Annotated in this window: 17 protein-coding genes; 10 read left to right on the forward strand and 7 right to left on the reverse strand. The window is 63.4% G+C overall.

Features of this window, described 5'->3' with window-relative positions; all coding sequences use genetic code 11:
* Positions 1 to 131: 131 nt before the first annotated feature.
* From CR105_RS03525 to mpl, 4 genes are read right to left on the reverse strand one after another with little or no spacing between them, the layout of a single operon-like run.
* Positions 132 to 2,165 carry a ribonuclease catalytic domain-containing protein gene (locus tag CR105_RS03525; RefSeq protein ID WP_099787058.1) on the reverse strand — a complete coding sequence of 678 codons (2,034 nt, stop codon included), beginning with the start codon at positions 2,163 to 2,165 and terminating at the stop codon, positions 132 to 134.
* A 3-nt stretch (positions 2,166 to 2,168) separates the two neighbouring features.
* Positions 2,169 to 2,753, reverse strand: a complete 585-nt coding sequence (locus CR105_RS03530) for a chorismate--pyruvate lyase family protein (RefSeq protein ID WP_099787059.1) — start codon at positions 2,751 to 2,753, stop codon at positions 2,169 to 2,171.
* Entirely contained in the window at positions 2,750 to 3,328 is a 579-nt protein-coding gene (locus CR105_RS03535) for a YqiA/YcfP family alpha/beta fold hydrolase (protein WP_099787060.1), read from the reverse strand. Before CR105_RS03535 ends, CR105_RS03530 begins: the two co-directional genes overlap by 4 nt.
* Positions 3,325 to 4,692, reverse strand: a complete 1,368-nt coding sequence (mpl, locus tag CR105_RS03540) for a UDP-N-acetylmuramate:L-alanyl-gamma-D-glutamyl-meso-diaminopimelate ligase (protein WP_099787061.1) — start codon at positions 4,690 to 4,692, stop codon at positions 3,325 to 3,327. The genes CR105_RS03535 and mpl overlap by 4 nt, the downstream gene beginning before the upstream one ends.
* Before the next feature lie 99 nt (positions 4,693 to 4,791).
* On the opposite strand from mpl, the gene CR105_RS03545 reads away from it, so the two are divergent.
* The 8 genes from CR105_RS03545 (at position 4,792) to CR105_RS03580 (ending at position 11,696) form a co-directional block, all read left to right on the forward strand.
* On the forward strand, positions 4,792 to 5,433 hold the full coding sequence (locus CR105_RS03545) for a hypothetical protein (RefSeq protein WP_099787062.1): 642 nt from the start codon (positions 4,792 to 4,794) through the stop codon (positions 5,431 to 5,433).
* Between the two features lie 6 nt (positions 5,434 to 5,439).
* Positions 5,440 to 5,997: a TlpA family protein disulfide reductase gene (locus CR105_RS03550; RefSeq protein WP_099787063.1), complete on the forward strand. Its 558-nt coding sequence runs from the start codon at positions 5,440 to 5,442 to the stop codon at positions 5,995 to 5,997.
* A 105-nt stretch (positions 5,998 to 6,102) separates the two neighbouring features.
* A complete protein-coding gene (gene aroQ, locus CR105_RS03555; protein ID WP_099787064.1) occupies positions 6,103 to 6,540 on the forward strand; it encodes a type II 3-dehydroquinate dehydratase in 438 nt (145 codons plus the stop codon).
* 89 nt (positions 6,541 to 6,629) lie between these two features.
* Positions 6,630 to 7,091 (forward strand): acetyl-CoA carboxylase biotin carboxyl carrier protein, encoded by a 462-nt coding sequence (gene accB / locus CR105_RS03560; protein ID WP_099787065.1) that lies wholly within the window; start codon positions 6,630 to 6,632, stop codon positions 7,089 to 7,091.
* A 108-nt stretch (positions 7,092 to 7,199) separates the two neighbouring features.
* Complete coding sequence (gene accC, locus CR105_RS03565; RefSeq protein WP_099787066.1) at positions 7,200 to 8,600, forward strand: acetyl-CoA carboxylase biotin carboxylase subunit; 1,401 nt, start codon at positions 7,200 to 7,202, stop codon at positions 8,598 to 8,600.
* Entirely contained in the window at positions 8,597 to 9,553 is a 957-nt protein-coding gene (prmA, locus tag CR105_RS03570) for a 50S ribosomal protein L11 methyltransferase (RefSeq protein WP_099787067.1), read from the forward strand. Before accC ends, prmA begins: the two co-directional genes overlap by 4 nt.
* A 4-nt stretch (positions 9,554 to 9,557) precedes the next feature.
* Complete coding sequence (locus CR105_RS03575) at positions 9,558 to 10,748, forward strand: DUF3426 domain-containing protein (RefSeq protein WP_099787068.1); 1,191 nt, start codon at positions 9,558 to 9,560, stop codon at positions 10,746 to 10,748.
* A gap of 9 nt (positions 10,749 to 10,757) precedes the next feature.
* Entirely contained in the window at positions 10,758 to 11,696 is a 939-nt protein-coding gene (locus tag CR105_RS03580; RefSeq protein WP_099787069.1) for a carbohydrate kinase family protein, read from the forward strand.
* A 98-nt stretch (positions 11,697 to 11,794) separates the two neighbouring features.
* Here the strand turns inward: CR105_RS03580 and CR105_RS28790 are convergent, their stop codons facing one another.
* Both CR105_RS28790 and CR105_RS28795 read right to left on the reverse strand, forming a co-directional pair.
* The gene (locus CR105_RS28790) at positions 11,795 to 12,094 is read right to left on the reverse strand and encodes a DUF167 domain-containing protein (RefSeq protein WP_099787070.1); all 300 of its coding nucleotides are present in this window, start codon (positions 12,092 to 12,094) and stop codon (positions 11,795 to 11,797) included.
* Positions 12,091 to 12,621 (reverse strand): YggT family protein, encoded by a 531-nt coding sequence (locus CR105_RS28795; protein WP_267873878.1) that lies wholly within the window; start codon positions 12,619 to 12,621, stop codon positions 12,091 to 12,093. The genes CR105_RS28790 and CR105_RS28795 overlap by 4 nt, the downstream gene beginning before the upstream one ends.
* 107 nt (positions 12,622 to 12,728) lie before the next feature.
* On the opposite strand from CR105_RS28795, the gene CR105_RS28190 reads away from it, so the two are divergent.
* Positions 12,729 to 12,866 carry a hypothetical protein gene (locus tag CR105_RS28190; RefSeq protein ID WP_180288074.1) on the forward strand — a complete coding sequence of 46 codons (138 nt, stop codon included), beginning with the start codon at positions 12,729 to 12,731 and terminating at the stop codon, positions 12,864 to 12,866.
* A gap of 62 nt (positions 12,867 to 12,928) precedes the next feature.
* Positions 12,929 to 13,666, forward strand: coding sequence for a hypothetical protein (locus CR105_RS28195; protein WP_180288075.1), 738 nt, complete (start codon positions 12,929 to 12,931; stop codon positions 13,664 to 13,666).
* A 526-nt stretch (positions 13,667 to 14,192) separates the two neighbouring features.
* Here CR105_RS28195 and CR105_RS03600 read toward each other — a convergent pair.
* On the reverse strand, positions 14,193 to 15,299 hold the full coding sequence (locus CR105_RS03600; protein WP_180288076.1) for a ribonucleotide-diphosphate reductase subunit beta: 1,107 nt from the start codon (positions 15,297 to 15,299) through the stop codon (positions 14,193 to 14,195).
* Positions 15,300 to 15,369: the final 70 nt, after the last annotated feature.

Below are 15,369 nucleotides of genomic sequence, written 5' to 3' on the forward strand. Positions count from 1 at the left end.
TGTTCGCTAAGTCGACTGGCAAATTTGTCCGAATGTCAGACCTGACCCCAGCAATTTGTCCGAATGTCAGACCTGACCCCAGCAATTTGTCCGAATGTCAGACCTGACCCCAGCGTTGTACAGCAGTGTTTTCAGCTTGCCTCGGGCTCGGGCGTGACGACCGCGACGATGCCTTCGGCTTCGACCGCCTCGGTGACCGCGGCCTGGCCGCTGTCTTCTTCTTCGCCGTAGTCGAGCTCGGCATCGGCCGGAATCTCGGCGGCGACTGGAATGTCCAGCAGCCGCGCTTCGATCGTCAGGTCGACTTCGTCCCAGCGCAAAATGTCGAGCTTGACCTGGGCGCCGCGCGCCACCGACGGCATGCCGGGCAGGCGCACGATCAGCGGAATGTCGACCAGCCGCAGCACTTCATCCTTGAGCACGACGGCATCGACCTGGCGCGCCTCCTGCTGGCCGAGCCAGCGCAGGCACCAGTAGCGTTCCATGTTCTGCTGGTGCTCGTTGTAGGCGGCGTACGCGGCGTCGAAGGCGGAGACAATGGCGAACAGGTTGGCGTCGCGCGGCTTGAACGGGGCCACCAGCGGCGCCGTCACGCCGTGCTCGGCGCAGGCGAGGATCTGCCACTGGTTGACCAGGTCGGTATAGCGGCGCAGCGGCGACGTGCTCCACGCGTACTGGTCGACGCCGAGACCCTGGTGCGGCGCGGCATGGGTGACCATGCGCACCTGTAACTTTGCCCCCCAGCCGGCGCCGCCGCCAGTGCCCTGCGAACGGTAGATGCCGGGCACGCCGCTGTCGTGCATCAGCTTGCCCCAAGTGCTGTTGGCAAAGATCATCAGCTCGGCGACGATCTTGTCGAGCGGCGCGCCGCGCTTGCGCCGCACCACCGAGACGACGTCGTCATCGACGTAAAAATTGAAGTCGACCCGGTTGTTCTGCTCGGGCTTCAGGCCAAACGCCTCGCGCTTGAGCATGCGCCCCGCTTCCAGCTGCAGCGCCCACTTCCACAGCAACGCCATCTCGGCCTTGTGCGGATAGTCGCCCTCGCCGCTGGCCAGCGTTTCCTCGTTGACCAGGTCGTCGAGGTCGTTGTGGCGCAGGTTGCTCTTGATGGGCACCATCTCGGCGCGCGTGACGGTCGACACGACGGACCAGTCGGCCGGGTCGAGCGTGGCGTACAGCGACAGCGCCGGGCACGTCTTGCCCTCGGCCAGCGTGAATGCTTCGACAACATCGTCGGGCAGCATGGTGATCTTGTCGCCCGGCATATACACGGTCGACATGCGGCCGCGCGCCAGCTTGTCGACCGGATCGTCCGGGCGCACCGCCAGCGCCGGCGCGGCGATGTGGATGCCGACGCGCACCATGCCGTCGTCTTGCAGCGTGACCGAAAAGGCATCGTCGATTTCGGTGGTGGTAACGTCGTCGATCGAGAACGCGGCGACGGCGGCGGCCGGCAAACCGCTCGGCGTGGCCGGCACCGGCACGCTGGCAAAGCCGGCGCCGCGCGGAAAGTTTTCGAACAGGAAGCGAGCCATGTGAAGCTCTTTCGCCGACTTGATGCCGCCGGTGGTCAGCATCAGCCGCTGCGGCGTCGTGTGCAGCTCGTCGCAAGCGGCCTCCAGCGCCTTGTATTCGATCGAATTCTTGTCGGGCTTGAACAGCAGTTGCTGCACCAGCGGCTGCAGCGCAGGCGGCAGTCGCCCGGCCTTCATCTCTTCGACGTAGGCGGCCTGGATCAGCCCCTGCTGCTTCTTCTTTTCGATGCCGGCCTGGGCCGCGCGCAGCGATTGCTCGGGCGCCGCCTTGTAACGCCCGCGCCCCTTCTTGTAGAAATAGATCGGCGCGCCGTGCAGCGCCAGCACCAGGCCGGCCGCTTCCGGCGCCAGCGGCGCGTGGCCGAAATATTCGGCGCCCAGCTCGGCAAAACCGAACTCTTCCTGGCCGGCCACTTCCCACAGGAATTCGAGGTCGACATCGGCGGCGATCGCCTTGGCGGCGTCCAGCAACTCGGCCGGACCCGGCTTTTCGTACTGCAGCAGCACGTCCTTGACCTTGACCTTGGTGCGTTTGCCGCTTGGCATTTCAACCTGGTAGGCCTCGCCAGCTTGCGACAACACGGTGCCGACCTTGAAATCGCCGGATTCTTCAAAAAATAGATTCATTAGTCAGTTCAGGTTCGTTGTTGATGGCGCTGCAATCAGATCAATTACCGCAGGCAAGAATACTTCGGTGACCAGCAGCGTGCCTTGATGGCGCCGGTACAGGCAGCGGCGCGCATAGTAAACAGTGTCGGGTGTGGCGTCGCCCAGCGCGGCGCGGGCGCGGCGCGCCAGCGGATGGCCGGCGCGCAAGCGCGCAAATTCGAGCTCGCCGCGGCGCACCAGCGGATCGCGGAACAAGGTCGTGCCAAGCGAGCGCTCGCCGAGCCGGCCGAACAGCGGCCAGTCGGTCGCCGTTGCCGACATCGGCACCACCGTATGGGCAAATACCACCGGCTTGCCGTCGCAGCGCAGCAGCACTTCGCGCTCCCACACGCGGCCAGGGCGCGCCATGCCGATCGGGCGCGCTTCGTCGGCCAGGCACAGCGCCACGCGCTGGTGCAGGCGCTGCACGCGAAACGCGCTGCTGAGCGCCGTCAGGCGCGCCGTCAGCGAGCCGCCGGTCGCCAGCCAGCCGCGCATCGCCGGCGCCGGGGCGACGGCGTTGACGTGGCGGTGCCACAGCGCCTGGCGCAGCGACGCGCCTCTCACCGCGCCGCTTCCGGCGTGCAGAAAGCGAGCACGTTGTCGACGTAATCGGCAAATTCGGAAATGGCATGGTCGCTGCCTTCGATCACCTGTTGGCGCGCGCCAGAGTAGTGCGCCACCATGTCGCGGTAGTCGAGCACTTCGTCGCCGGTGGCCGCAATCAGGAAATAGCGCTCCGGGCGGGTAATCTTGTCAACTTTCAGCGCGCGCAGCTCGTCGATGTACTCGCGCCTGAACTCGAACGGCTGGTCCGAATGCCAGGCGGTGGTGACGCCGACGTGCGAGTCGAGGTCTTTCAGCGGCACGATCGCCGGATTGAGCAGTACCGCGCGGCAGCCGAGCCGTTCGGCCAGCCAGGTGGCGTAGTAGCCCCCCAGCGACGAGCCGACGATGGCCAGCTGGCCGGCCGGCACGCCGTCGACCAGCGACAAGGCCAGGTCCATCGCCTGCCGCGGCGAAGCCGGCAGCTGCGGACAGACCAGCTCGCCGGCGCGGCCGAGTGCTTCCATCCTGCCTGCCACCACGCGCGCCTTGTACGACGCCGGCGACGAACGGAAGCCGTGCAAATACAGAATCATTTCGCCAGCGCCTCGAGCAGCCGCTGGTGCACGCCACCGAAGCCGCCGTTGCTCATCACCAGGATATGGTCGCCCGGCTGGGCGGCCTGGACGATGGCGTTGACGAGGAAGTCGAGCTGATCGAAGCTGTGGGCGATCGCGCCGAGCGGCTTGAGCGCGTCGGCCAGGCTCCAGCCGAGCGCCTGCTGGCTGCCGAAGCCGAACACCAGGTCGGCTTCCTTCAGGCTGCCGGGCAGCGCGTCTTTCATGGCGCCCAGTTTCATTGTGTTCGAGCGCGGCTCGAGCACGGCGAGGATGCGGCCTTCCTGGCCAATCTTCTGGCGCAGGCCGCCGACGGTGGTGGCGATCGCCGTCGGGTGGTGGGCAAAGTCGTCGTAGACGGTGACGCCGTTGACGACGCCGCGCACTTCCATGCGCCGCTTGACGTTGTCGAAGCGGGTCAGCGATTCGGCCGCCTGTGCCACCGGCACGCCGACGTGGCGCGCCGCCGCGATCGCGGCCAGCGCATTGGAGCGGTTGTGGCGCCCGGTCAGGCCCCACTGCACGGTGCCGACTGGCTCGCCATTGAAGACAACGTCGAAGTTGCCGTCCTGGTGCTCGAGCATGCTCCAGTTGACCTGGTCGCTGGCGCCGAAGCTTTCGTGCTCGCTCCAGCAGCCGCGCTTCATCACGCGCTTGAGCGATGCTTCGTCGCCGTTGACGACCAGCCGGCCGACGCCGGGGACGGTGCGCACCAGGTGGTGAAACTGGGTTTCGATGGCGCCGATGTCGGGAAAGATGTCGGCGTGATCATATTCGAGATTGTTCATGACCGCCGTCTTGGCGTGGTAATGGACGAACTTGCTGCGCTTGTCGAAGAACGCGGTGTCGTATTCGTCCGCCTCGATGACGAAGAAATCCGAATCGGTGGCGCCCGACAGGCGCGCCGACACGCCGAAGTTGAGCGGCACGCCGCCGATCAGGAAGCCGGGCGAATAGCCGGCGTCTTCGAGGATCCAGGCCAGCATCGCCGAGGTGGTGGTCTTGCCGTGCGTGCCGGCCACGGCCAGCACCCACTTGTTGCGCAGGATGTGCTCGCCGATCCACTGCGGGCCCGACATGTACGGCAGGCTGCGGTTGAGGATTTCCTCGACCAGCGGATTGCCGCGCGAAACCACGTTGCCGATCACATACAGGTCGGGATTGAGGGCGATCTGCTCCGGGCCGAAGCCCTGGATCAGTTCGATGCCCTGTGCTTCGAGCTGGGTGCTCATCGGCGGGTAGACGTTGGCGTCGCAGCCAGTGACGCGGTGGCCGGCTTCCTTGGCCAGGACCGCAAGGCCGCCCATGAAGGTACCGCAAATGCCGAGGATATGAATATGCATGGTGAGGGCGGCGCCAGGGAGCCTGGTCGCTCAGAAAAGTCGAATACGCGATTTTACCTGACCCGCCGGCATTTCCCGTTCCAGAGTATCATCTCCCTCATGACGCCCGCCCCGAACCACGACCAGAATCTTGCTCTGCTGCGCGCCGAAATAGCCGCGCGGGCAGCGCGCCTGATCGCCGAGGACGGCGCCGACTACGCCACCGCCAAGCGCAAGGCGGCGCGTCTGGTCGCCGGCGACGACCCGGCGCGCCCCAACCTGCTGCCCGATAACGCCGAGATCGAGGAAGAAGTGCGCAAGTACCAGGCACTGTTCCTTGGCGCCAGCCAGCCGGCCCAGCTGCGCCGGCTGCGCGCCCTCGCCCTGGAGGTGATGGAGCAGCTCGAACAGTTTCGCCCCTATCTCACCGGCGCGGCGATGAACGGCACCGCCGGCGAGCACGACGACGTGCACCTGCAGCTGTTTGCCGACAGCGCCAAGGACGTCATCATTTTCCTGCTCGATCGCGATGTTAATATAGAGATCTCGGAGACGCCGCATTTCAAGGGCGGCCGCCACGACCCGGTGGAAACGGTAAGTTTTCACTGGCGCAAGCAGCAGGTGCATGCCGAGTTGTACGAAATGAATGACCTGCGCGGCGCGCTCAAGCCGCGCGCCGATGGCCGGCCGCAGCGCGCCGACATCGACGCGGTGCGCGCCATGCTGGCCGACGCCTCCAACGACGACCCAACCGAGAACTGAAACAGCATGAACAAGAGCAATGTCCTTTTGATTGGCGCCGTTGCGCTCGCATTCGGCGTCATCGGCGCCATGGTCGGCATCAACCGCCAGCCGCCGGCGCCGGTGACCCAGGTGGCCGAGCCGACCGCGGACGGCTCGCCGCACGGCGCCGTCGGCGCGCTGTATGCACAGACGATGAACGACGCGGCCGGCGCGCCGCAGTCCTTGTCGAAATGGAAAGGCCAGGCGATGATCGTCAACTTCTGGGCGCCATGGTGTGCGCCATGCGTGAAAGAAATGCCGGAGCTGGCCGAACTGGCCACAGAACTAAGCAAGAAGAATGTCGCGGTGATCGGCATCGGCATCGATTCGCCCGCCAACATCGCCACGTTTGCCGCCAAAGTGCCGGTGTCGTATCCACTGTACGTGGCGGGCATGAGCGGCACCGACCTGTCGCGCCAGTTCGGCAACACGGCCGGCGGCCTGCCGTATACGGTGCTGATCGGCGCCGATGGCCAGGTGCGCAAAACCTATCTCGGCCAGCTCAAGTTCGACGAATTGCGCGCCGACCTGGCCAAGCTGTAGGCTTGCGAACGGTCTTCCTTTTATGTGAGGGAAATTTAATCCCTTGCCAATCCACGATGTTGGCGGCAAAATGCCTGACTTTCGCGTCATTCTCTACCGTCAACCATGGTAAAAAAGCTCCTGCTGCTCAATGGCCCGAACCTCAATTTGCTGGGGACCCGCGAGCCTGCGGTGTATGGCGCCGAGACGCTCGCCGACGTTGAACTTGCCGCAACCGCCCAGGCAGCCGCGGCCGGCGCGACCCTGGCCTGCTTCCAGAGCAACCATGAGGGCGCGCTGATTGACCGCATCCACGCCGCCAAGGCCGAGGGCGTCGACGCGATCGTCATCAATCCGGCGGCACTGACGCACACCAGTGTCGGTCTGCGCGACGCCTTCTCTGCCGTTGAGATACCGTTCGTGGAAGTACACATCTCGAATATCTTTAAGCGTGAAGAGTTCCGCCATCATTCCTACCTGTCCGCGATCGCCATCGGCACCATTTGCGGACTGGGGACTGACGGGTATCGTTTTGCCATCGACTTCGCGCTCAAAAAGCGTTAATCTTCGTCAATTTCATGCATCTGCGCGGTTCGCCACTATCCGGGCGCGCCGCTTACCTTTAAAACCACAATAATTCCAAGGGGTTTCACATGGATCTACGAAAACTCAAGACTTTAATCGACCTGGTCGCCGAATCGGACATCGCTGAACTCGAAGTGACCGAAGGCGAAAGCAAGGTTCGGATCGTCAAATCCTCCGCAATGCCCCAAGGCCAGATGATGATGATGCAGCCGCAAGGCATGCAGCAGCACTACGCCGCACCGAACCACGCCAGCGCCCCGGCCGCCGAACCGGTCGCCGTCGCCGCCGAGCCGACCGGCCACGTCGTCAAGTCGCCGATGGTCGGCACGTTCTATCGTTCGTCCGCGCCAGGTTCGCCGGCGTTCGTCGAAGTGGGCTCTTCCATCAAGGAAGGCGACACCCTGTGCATCATCGAAGCGATGAAGCTGCTCAACGAAATCGATTCGGAAGTGTCCGGCATCGTGACCAAAATCCTGGTTGAAAACGGCCAGCCGGTCGAATTCGGTCAACCATTGTTCGTGATCGGCTAAGCACCCTCGCACCAGCGCTGCCCGCAAGCGGCCGGCGCGCGCGGCGATCCTGACTCTTATATGCTGTTCCCGGCTCGCGCCGGACTTCACAGAAACACCGAACCTACCATGTTTGAAAAAATTCTCATCGCCAACCGAGGTGAAATCGCGCTGCGGATCCAGCGCGCGTGCCGCGAAATGGGCATCAAGACGGTCGTCGTGCACTCCGAAGCGGACAAGGACGCCAAGTACGTCAAGCTGGCCGACGAGTCGGTCTGCATCGGCCCGGCGGCGTCCTCGCTCAGCTACCTGAACATGCCGGCGATCATCAGCGCCGCCGAAGTGACCGATGCCGAAGCGATCCACCCCGGCTACGGCTTCCTGTCGGAGAACGCCGACTTCGCCGAACGGGTCGAAAAATCGGGCTTCGTCTTCATTGGCCCGCGCTCCGAGTCGATCCGCCTGATGGGCGACAAGGTGTCGGCCAAGCAGGCCATGATCCGCGCCGGCGTGCCATGCGTGCCGGGCTCGGAAGGCGCGTTGACGGACGATCCGAAAGAAATCATCCAGACCGGGCGCAAAGTCGGCTATCCGGTCATCATCAAGGCGGCCGGCGGCGGCGGCGGGCGCGGCATGCGCGTGGTGCATACCGAGGCGGCGCTGCTCAACGCGGTGGCGATGACGAAGACGGAAGCCGGCACCGCGTTCGGCAATCCGGAAGTGTATATGGAGAAGTACCTGGAAAATCCGCGCCACGTGGAAATCCAGATCCTCGCCGACGAACACAAGAACGCCGTCTGGCTGGGCGAACGCGACTGCTCGATGCAGCGCCGCCACCAGAAGGTGATCGAGGAAGCGCCGGCGCCGGGCATCCCGCGCAAACTGATCGAAAAGATCGGCGACCGCTGCGCCGAAGCGTGCCGCAAGATCGGCTACCGCGGCGCCGGCACGTTCGAGTTCCTGTATGAAAATGGCGAGTTCTATTTCATCGAGATGAACACGCGCGTGCAGGTCGAGCATCCGGTCACCGAAATGATCACCGGCATCGACATCGTGCAGGAGCAGATCCGCATTGCCTGCGGCGAAAAGCTGCGTTTCCGCCAGCGCGACATCATGCTGTCGGGCCACGCGGTCGAGTGCCGCATCAATGCCGAAGACCCGTTCAAGTTCACCCCGTCGCCAGGGCGCATCACCGGCTGGCACGTGCCGGGCGGCCCGGGCATCCGCGTCGATTCGCACGCGTACGCCGGCTATTACGTGCCGCCGCATTACGATTCGATGATCGGCAAGGTCATCGCCTATGGCGCCACGCGCGACCAGGCGATCCGCCGCATGCAGATTGCGCTGTCGGAAATGGTGGTTGAAGGTATCCTCACCAATATTCCGCTGCACCGCGAGCTGATGGTCGATGCCCGCTTCATCGAAGGCGGCACCAACATCCACTACCTCGAGCAGAAGCTGGCCAACAAGCCGGACCTGCCGAAGGAAAAGGCGCTGGGCAGCAAGTCGGAAGCCAAGGTAGAACAATGAGCTGGACCGAAGTCGTCATCGAAATCGCGCGCGATAACGCCGAGGCCCTGTCGGATGCCTTGATGGAAGCGGGCGCGCTGTCGGTGTCGGTGGAAGACGCCGACGAAGGCACCGACCAGGAAAAGCCGCTGTTCGGCGAGCCTGGCATGGAGCCGACCGAAGCGGCGTGGGAACACAGCCGCGTCGTCGCGCTGACCGATGTCGACGCCGACCAGGCCGCCATCGTCGCGGAAGCTGCCGCCAGCATCGGCATGGCCAAGGCGCCGGCGTTTACCACGCGCGCCGTGGCCGACGAAGACTGGGTGCGGCTGACGCAGTCGCAGTTCGCCCCTATTCACATCGGCAAGAACATCTGGGTCGTGCCGAGCTGGCATGAAGCACCCGATCCGGCCGGCCTGATCCTCGAGCTCGATCCCGGCCTGGCGTTCGGCACCGGCAGCCATCCGACCACGCGGCTGTGCATGGAGTGGCTGGAAGCGCATCCGGCGCCGGGCCAGTCGGTACTCGACTACGGTTGCGGCTCCGGCATCCTGGCGATGGTGGCCAAGAAGCTGGGCGCCGGCGACGTCGCCGGTGTCGACATCGATCCGCAGGCGATCGAGTCGGCGCGCGACAATGCCGCGCGCAACAATTGCGAGATCGATTACTACCTGCCGAACAGTTTTGCCGTGGCCGCCAAGCCGCAGCATGCGACCGGCAAGTTCGACATCGTGGTGGCCAACATCCTGTCGAGCCCGCTGAAACTGATGGCGCCGATGCTGTCGGGCCGGGTGGCGCCTGGCGGCGCGCTGATCCTGTCGGGCGTGCTGGCGCGCCAGGCCGAGGAAGTGGCGGCGGCGTATGCCCCGTTCATCAAGCTCGGCGTCTGGGCGGAGCAGGATGGCTGGGTCGCGCTGCACGGCGTGCTCGGCAGCGACAGCGTTCCCACGGCACGCTCGGACAGCGCGCAATAAAGGGATGGCGCTCGCCACTATCTGCCCCCACTGCAACACCATGTTCCGGGTCGCCTCGGATCAGTTGAAGTTACGTGGGGGCATAGTGCGCTGCGGCGCGTGCAACGAAGTATTCGACGGCAACGCCGCGCTGGTCGACGCCGCCGCACGCCAGGCCGACCAGCCGGCGCCTGCTGAAGAACCGGCTCCTCCCGCTCCCCCTGCTGATCCTGCCGAATCATCCGCGAGCGCGGCCTTCGACGCCGAAATCGCCGAGATCGAGGCGAAGGAAACCGAGCAGGTTGAAGAGCCCGTCTTTACGCTCGACTTCGACACCACGTTCGACCCGTTCGGCATTCTGCCGAAACAGGAGCCGGAGCCGGAGCCGGAACCCGAGCCTGAGCCCCAGCCCGAGCCCGAGCCCGCGGTCGACGAAGAAATCGTCGCCCTGCCCGCACCCGACGACGACGAGCCGATCGAGCCCCCCGTTCACGACGACAATCCCGATTCGATCGCGCCATTCCTGATGCGCGCCTCGGCCGCGGCCGAACCAAGCGCGCCGGCCGCGCCGGAGCTGCCGGCCGCCGCATCCACCACCGCGCGCCGCGCCGCCAAGCGCAACAAGGCCGCCCGAGCGGCGCCGCTGGCCGTGCCGGCCGAAGTAGTCGACGCGCGCGATGACGAGCCGGCCAGCGACGAGCCTGAGTTCGTCCGGCGCAGCCGCCTGCAGGAGCAAAGCGGGCGCAACCGACGCATCGTCATGGCGATCGCCTCGGTCGTGCTGCTGCTGGCGCTTGCCGCGCAGGCAGTGACGACGTTTCGCAATGTGCTGGCGGCGCGCTTCCCGCAGACCAAGCCGGTGCTGTCGGCGAGTTGCGCCGTGTTCGGCTGCAAGGTCGAGCTGCCGGCACAGATCGACACCCTGAGCGTCGAGACCGGCGAGCTGCAGTCGCTCGGCGGCAATGCCTTCAGCTACACCACGCTGCTGCGCAATCCCGGCAGCTTGGCGCAGGCCTGGCCGCACATCGAACTGGCGCTGACCGACGCCAACGACAAGCCGCTGGTGCGGCGCGTGTTCACGCCGGCGCAGTATCTGCCGCCGGCGGTTGCCGCGGCAAAGGGTTTCGGCCCGCGCACCGAGCAACCGGTCAAACTGTTTTTCGAGCTGAACCAGATCAAGGCATCCGGCTACCACATCGCCATCTTCTACCCATAAGGCAAAAAAATGAACAAGACTACCCTGATCTGCGGTTCCCTCGCATTCGACAAGATCATGCAATACAACGGCCGCTTCTCCGAGGCGCTGCTGGCCGACCAGCTGCACAAGGTCAACGTCTCGTTCCTGGTGCCGACCTTGCGCACCGAATACGGCGGCTGCTCGGCGAACATTGCCTACAACCTCAACATGCTCGGCGGCGACCCGCTGATCATGGCAACCATCGGCCAGGACGGCGGCGAATACCTCGAGCGCTTCGAGCAGCTCGGCATCGCCACGCGCGCCATCCGCAAGATCGGCCACGCCTACACCGCCCAGTGCTTCGTCACGGCCGACCTCGACAATAACCAGATCAACGCCTTCCACCCGGGCGCGATGCAGTTCTCGCATGAGAACAACGTTGCCGACTGCGGCGCGCTGCGGGTGGCGATCATCGCCCCTGACGGCCGTGACGGCATGCTCAAGCACGCCACCGACTGCGCCACGCAGAATCTGCCGTTCATGTTCGATCCAGGCCAGCAGTTGCCGATGTTCAGCGGCGCCGAGCTGATCGATTTCATCAACAAGGCCAGCTACGTTGCCGCCAACGATTACGAATTCGAGATGCTGATGGACCGCACCGGCCTGACCCTGGCCGACATCGCCTCGCGGCTGGAAGCGCTGATCGTCACGCGCGGCGAGAATGGCTCCGAAATCTACACCGACGGCAAGCGCTTCGATATTCCGTGCGTAAAACCGGCGGCGGTGGTCGACCCGACCGGCTGCGGCGACGCCTACCGCGCCGGCCTGCTGTTCGGCATCGCCAACGACTTCGACTGGGAAACGACCGGCCGCCTGGCCAGCCTGATGGGCGCGTTGAAGATCGCGCACCAGGGCGGCCAGAACCACGTCTTCACCGCTGCCGAAGTGGCCGACCGCTTCGAAAAAGAGTTCGGCTACCGGTTCTAAGCGCAGCCCGCGCCCGAACAGCCGTCGCTTCCGCCATTGGCGGAAATGACGCCTCGCGCAAGCGGGGATGACGGCGCTTGATTGTGCGGTTTTGTCGACTACGGCGCGAGCAGGCGGACGGCATCGTCCACCGTCAACCCGGCAGACTTCACTTCGATCAGCTTGCGTTTATTGGTCAGCCCGTGCGTGATCGTCACCGCACTGCGGGGCACGGACAGCGCCGCGGCCAGGTACTTGACCAGGGCCTCGTTGGCCTTGCCTTCGATCGGCTGCGCCTGCAGCTTGAGCTTGAGGGCGTTGTCGAGCACGCCGACCACTGCCGTCTTCTTCGCGTTCGGCGTGATCTGCACCGCCAGCCTGATGCCGGCCGGCAGCGGCGAACACCAGCCGGGGCTCACCGGAAGCCGAACGCCATGCCCACCAACAGTTGCGCGATCTGCAGCAGGATCAGCGCCACCAGCAGCGACAGGTCGAGCCCGCCGAGCAGCGGCACCACCTTGCGCAGCGGACGCAGCAGCGGGTCGTTGAGGGCCCGTACAAGCGGCGCCAGCGGCGCGTGCGGATTGACCCAGCTGAAGATCGCTTCGACGATCAGCAATGCCATGAAGCCATAGATGATCCAGTTGAGGAAGCGGTACAGCGCCATCAGGAACACGGTCTGTCCCGGCATGCCGGACAGAAACAGCACCGAGGTGGCGAGGCATACCACCAGAAACGCGCCGATCAGGCTGGCCCAGTCGTAACCGCCGACGCCAGGCACGAGGCGGCGCAGCGGGCGCACCAGCCAATCGGAAAGGGTAAAGGTAAATTGCGCCACCGAAGCGGGTGGCCGGACACGAATCGCCTGCATCCAGAAACGAAGCAACAAGACGCCGCCGAGTACGGTAGCGATGGCGTCCACGATCAACTGGAGAATACTGAGCACGACGACTCCTTAAAAAAAAACCGCTGTGTGAAACGTGTCACACAGCGGTATTTTGCCTGATCCAGGCGCAGCTGCCTATTACGGACGGCTGCTGGTCGGGAAAGGCCATGCTGCTGCTGGAGCCAACACGGTTTTCGCTGCCGGCGCCGGCGCTGGAGCTGCTGCGGCTGGTGCCGCCGCTGGAGCTGCTGCTGGTGCTGCTGGCTTCGGCGTTGCTGCCGCCTTCGGTGCTGCCGGCTTTTTAGGCGCAGCCGCTTTTTTCACCGCTGGCTTGGCTGCAGCTGGTGCTGCCGGCGCTGCCATTGGCTTGGCTGCAGGTGCAGCCTTAACGGACTTTTTTGCTGCTGGCTTAGCCGCCACCTTTTTTGCTGCTGGCTTTGCTGCTGCTTTCGCTGCTGGCTTTGCTGCTGCTTTAGTTACTGCTTTAGTTACTGCTTTTTTTGCGACTGGCTTTGCTGCTGCTTTCTTGACGGCTGCCTTTGGGGCGGCTTTCTTCGCTGCTGCTTTTGGTGCTGCTGCTTTTGGTGCTGCTTTTGGTGCGGCTTTCTTTACTGCTGCTTTTGGAGCGGCTTTCTTGACGGCAGCTTTTGGAGCGGCTTTCTTGGCGGCGGCTTTAGGAGCGGCCTTCTTCGCTGCTGGCTTGGCTGCGGCTTTTTTCGCTACTGGCTTCGCTGCTGCTTTTGGAGCTGCTTTCTTGGCGGCTGCTTTTGGAGCGGCTTTCTTGACGGCGGCTTTAGGAGCGGCTTTCTTCGCTGCTGCTTTAGGAGCTGCTTTCTTGGCTGCTGGCTTCGCCGCGGCTTTTTTCGCTACTGGCTTGGCTGCTGCTTTTGGAGCGGCTTTCTTTGCTGCTGGCTTGGCTGCTGCTTTTTTAGCGGCCGGCTTTGCTGCTGGCTTGGCGGCTGCTTTTTTAGCGGCTGGCTTTGCTGCTGGCTTGGCTGCTGCGGTCGCTTTTTTCGCTACCGGTTTGGCGGCTGCTTTCGCGGCTGGCTTGGCGGCGGCTGCCGGTTTCTTTACTGCTGGTTTCTTTGCGGCTGTTGCCATTTGAGTTCTCCTTCATCTGCGATGGGAAAAATACGCTAAGGTTAAAACCCGTCCGACCCGTATAGTGGTCAGGCGAATTATTCATCGGCACAAACGTCCTGCGTGTTTATGCTAATGAATTCGGCACCAGCTGAACTGCTGCATCTCCTCACGATTGCAGCACTTCAGCCATAGTCATCGGATCTTCACGACGACAAAATCGGTGTTACCAGTGCGCTGTTCACATCCCAGAAGCGCCCAACCGCGAAACGAAAAAGCCGCCATGCCTGAACATACAATCAGGCAGGGCGGCTCAGTTTGTGCGATGAGGTCAAGTGCATATCCGTTGAATCAGCGTCCCATTTAGATCGGTTTGTTTGCCGGCGTGCGCGCGAAAAATCGGCGCATTCACGTTTCGACAAATTCAATCACGTAAAGTACACGAAAACCTTGTCAGTGCGCAACTGCCACACTCCTTTTTCGCATCCTTTTTTTAGATGGGAACGCCCGACATGCACGTCGCGCGTTTTAAAAACATCGCCAAGGCGGACCTATTCCCAGTTCAGTGCGCCGCCAGTTTGGTACTCGGTGACGCGCGTCTCGAAGAAGTTTCGTTCCTTCTTCATGTCGATCATTTCGCTCATCCACGGGAACGGATTTTCTTCCTGCGGGAACAGCGGATCGAGGCCGATCTGGACCGAGCGGCGGTTGGCGATAAAGCGCAGGTAACCCTTGAACATCGATGCGTTCAAACCGAGCACGCCGCGCGGCATCGTGTCTTCCGCATACGCGTATTCGAGGTCGACCGCCTTGAGGAACAGCACCTTGATCTCTTCGCGGAAAGCCGGTGTCCACAGCAGCGGATTTTCCATCTTGATCGTGTTGATCAAATCGATCCCGAAATTGCAATGCATTGATTCGTCACGCAAAATGTACTGATACTGTTCCGCCGCACCCATCATTTTGTTCTGCCGGCCGAGCGCCAGGATCTGCGTAAAGCCGACGTAAAAGAACAGCCCTTCCATCAGGCAGGCGAACACGATCAGCGATTTGAGCAAGGTCTGGTCGTTCGCCACGGTGCCGGTGGTGAAGGCCGGATCGGTCAAGGTATTGATGAACGGGATCAGGAATTCGTCCTTGTCGCGGATCGATTTGACCTCGTTATAGGCGTTGAAAATCTCCGCTTCATCGAGTCCGAGCGACTCCACGATGTACTGATAAGCGTGCGTGTGGATCGCCTCTTCGAACGCCTGGCGCAGCAGATATTGGCGGCATTCCGGCGCCGTAATGTGGCGATAAGTACCGAGCACGATGTTGTTGGCGGCGAGCGAATCGGCGGTGACGAAGAAGCCCAGATTTCTTTTCACCAGACGACGCTCGTCATCGGTCAAACCGTTGGGATTTTTCCACAACTCGATGTCGCGCTGCATGTTGACCTCTTGCGGCATCCAGTGATTCGCACAACCGGCCAGGTATTTATCCCATGCCCATTTGTACTTGAATGGCACCAGCTGGTTGACGTCGGTCTTGCCGTTGATGATGCGCTTGTCGTCCGCGTTCACACGCTTGGCGACCAGCTCGGCATCGACCGGCGCTTCCGCCGCTTGCGGCAGACGCGCCGCTGGTGCGCTGGAGGTGTCTTCGTCCCATGACAACATAATGAATTCCTTCTTGATGGTGTGTCGTTCACGCGCTAGAGCGCGTGTGATGTGATTGGTGCTGCCAATT

The organism is Massilia eurypsychrophila, assembly GCF_002760655.1.
GTDB lineage: Bacteria > Pseudomonadota > Gammaproteobacteria > Burkholderiales > Burkholderiaceae_D > JAFCUW01.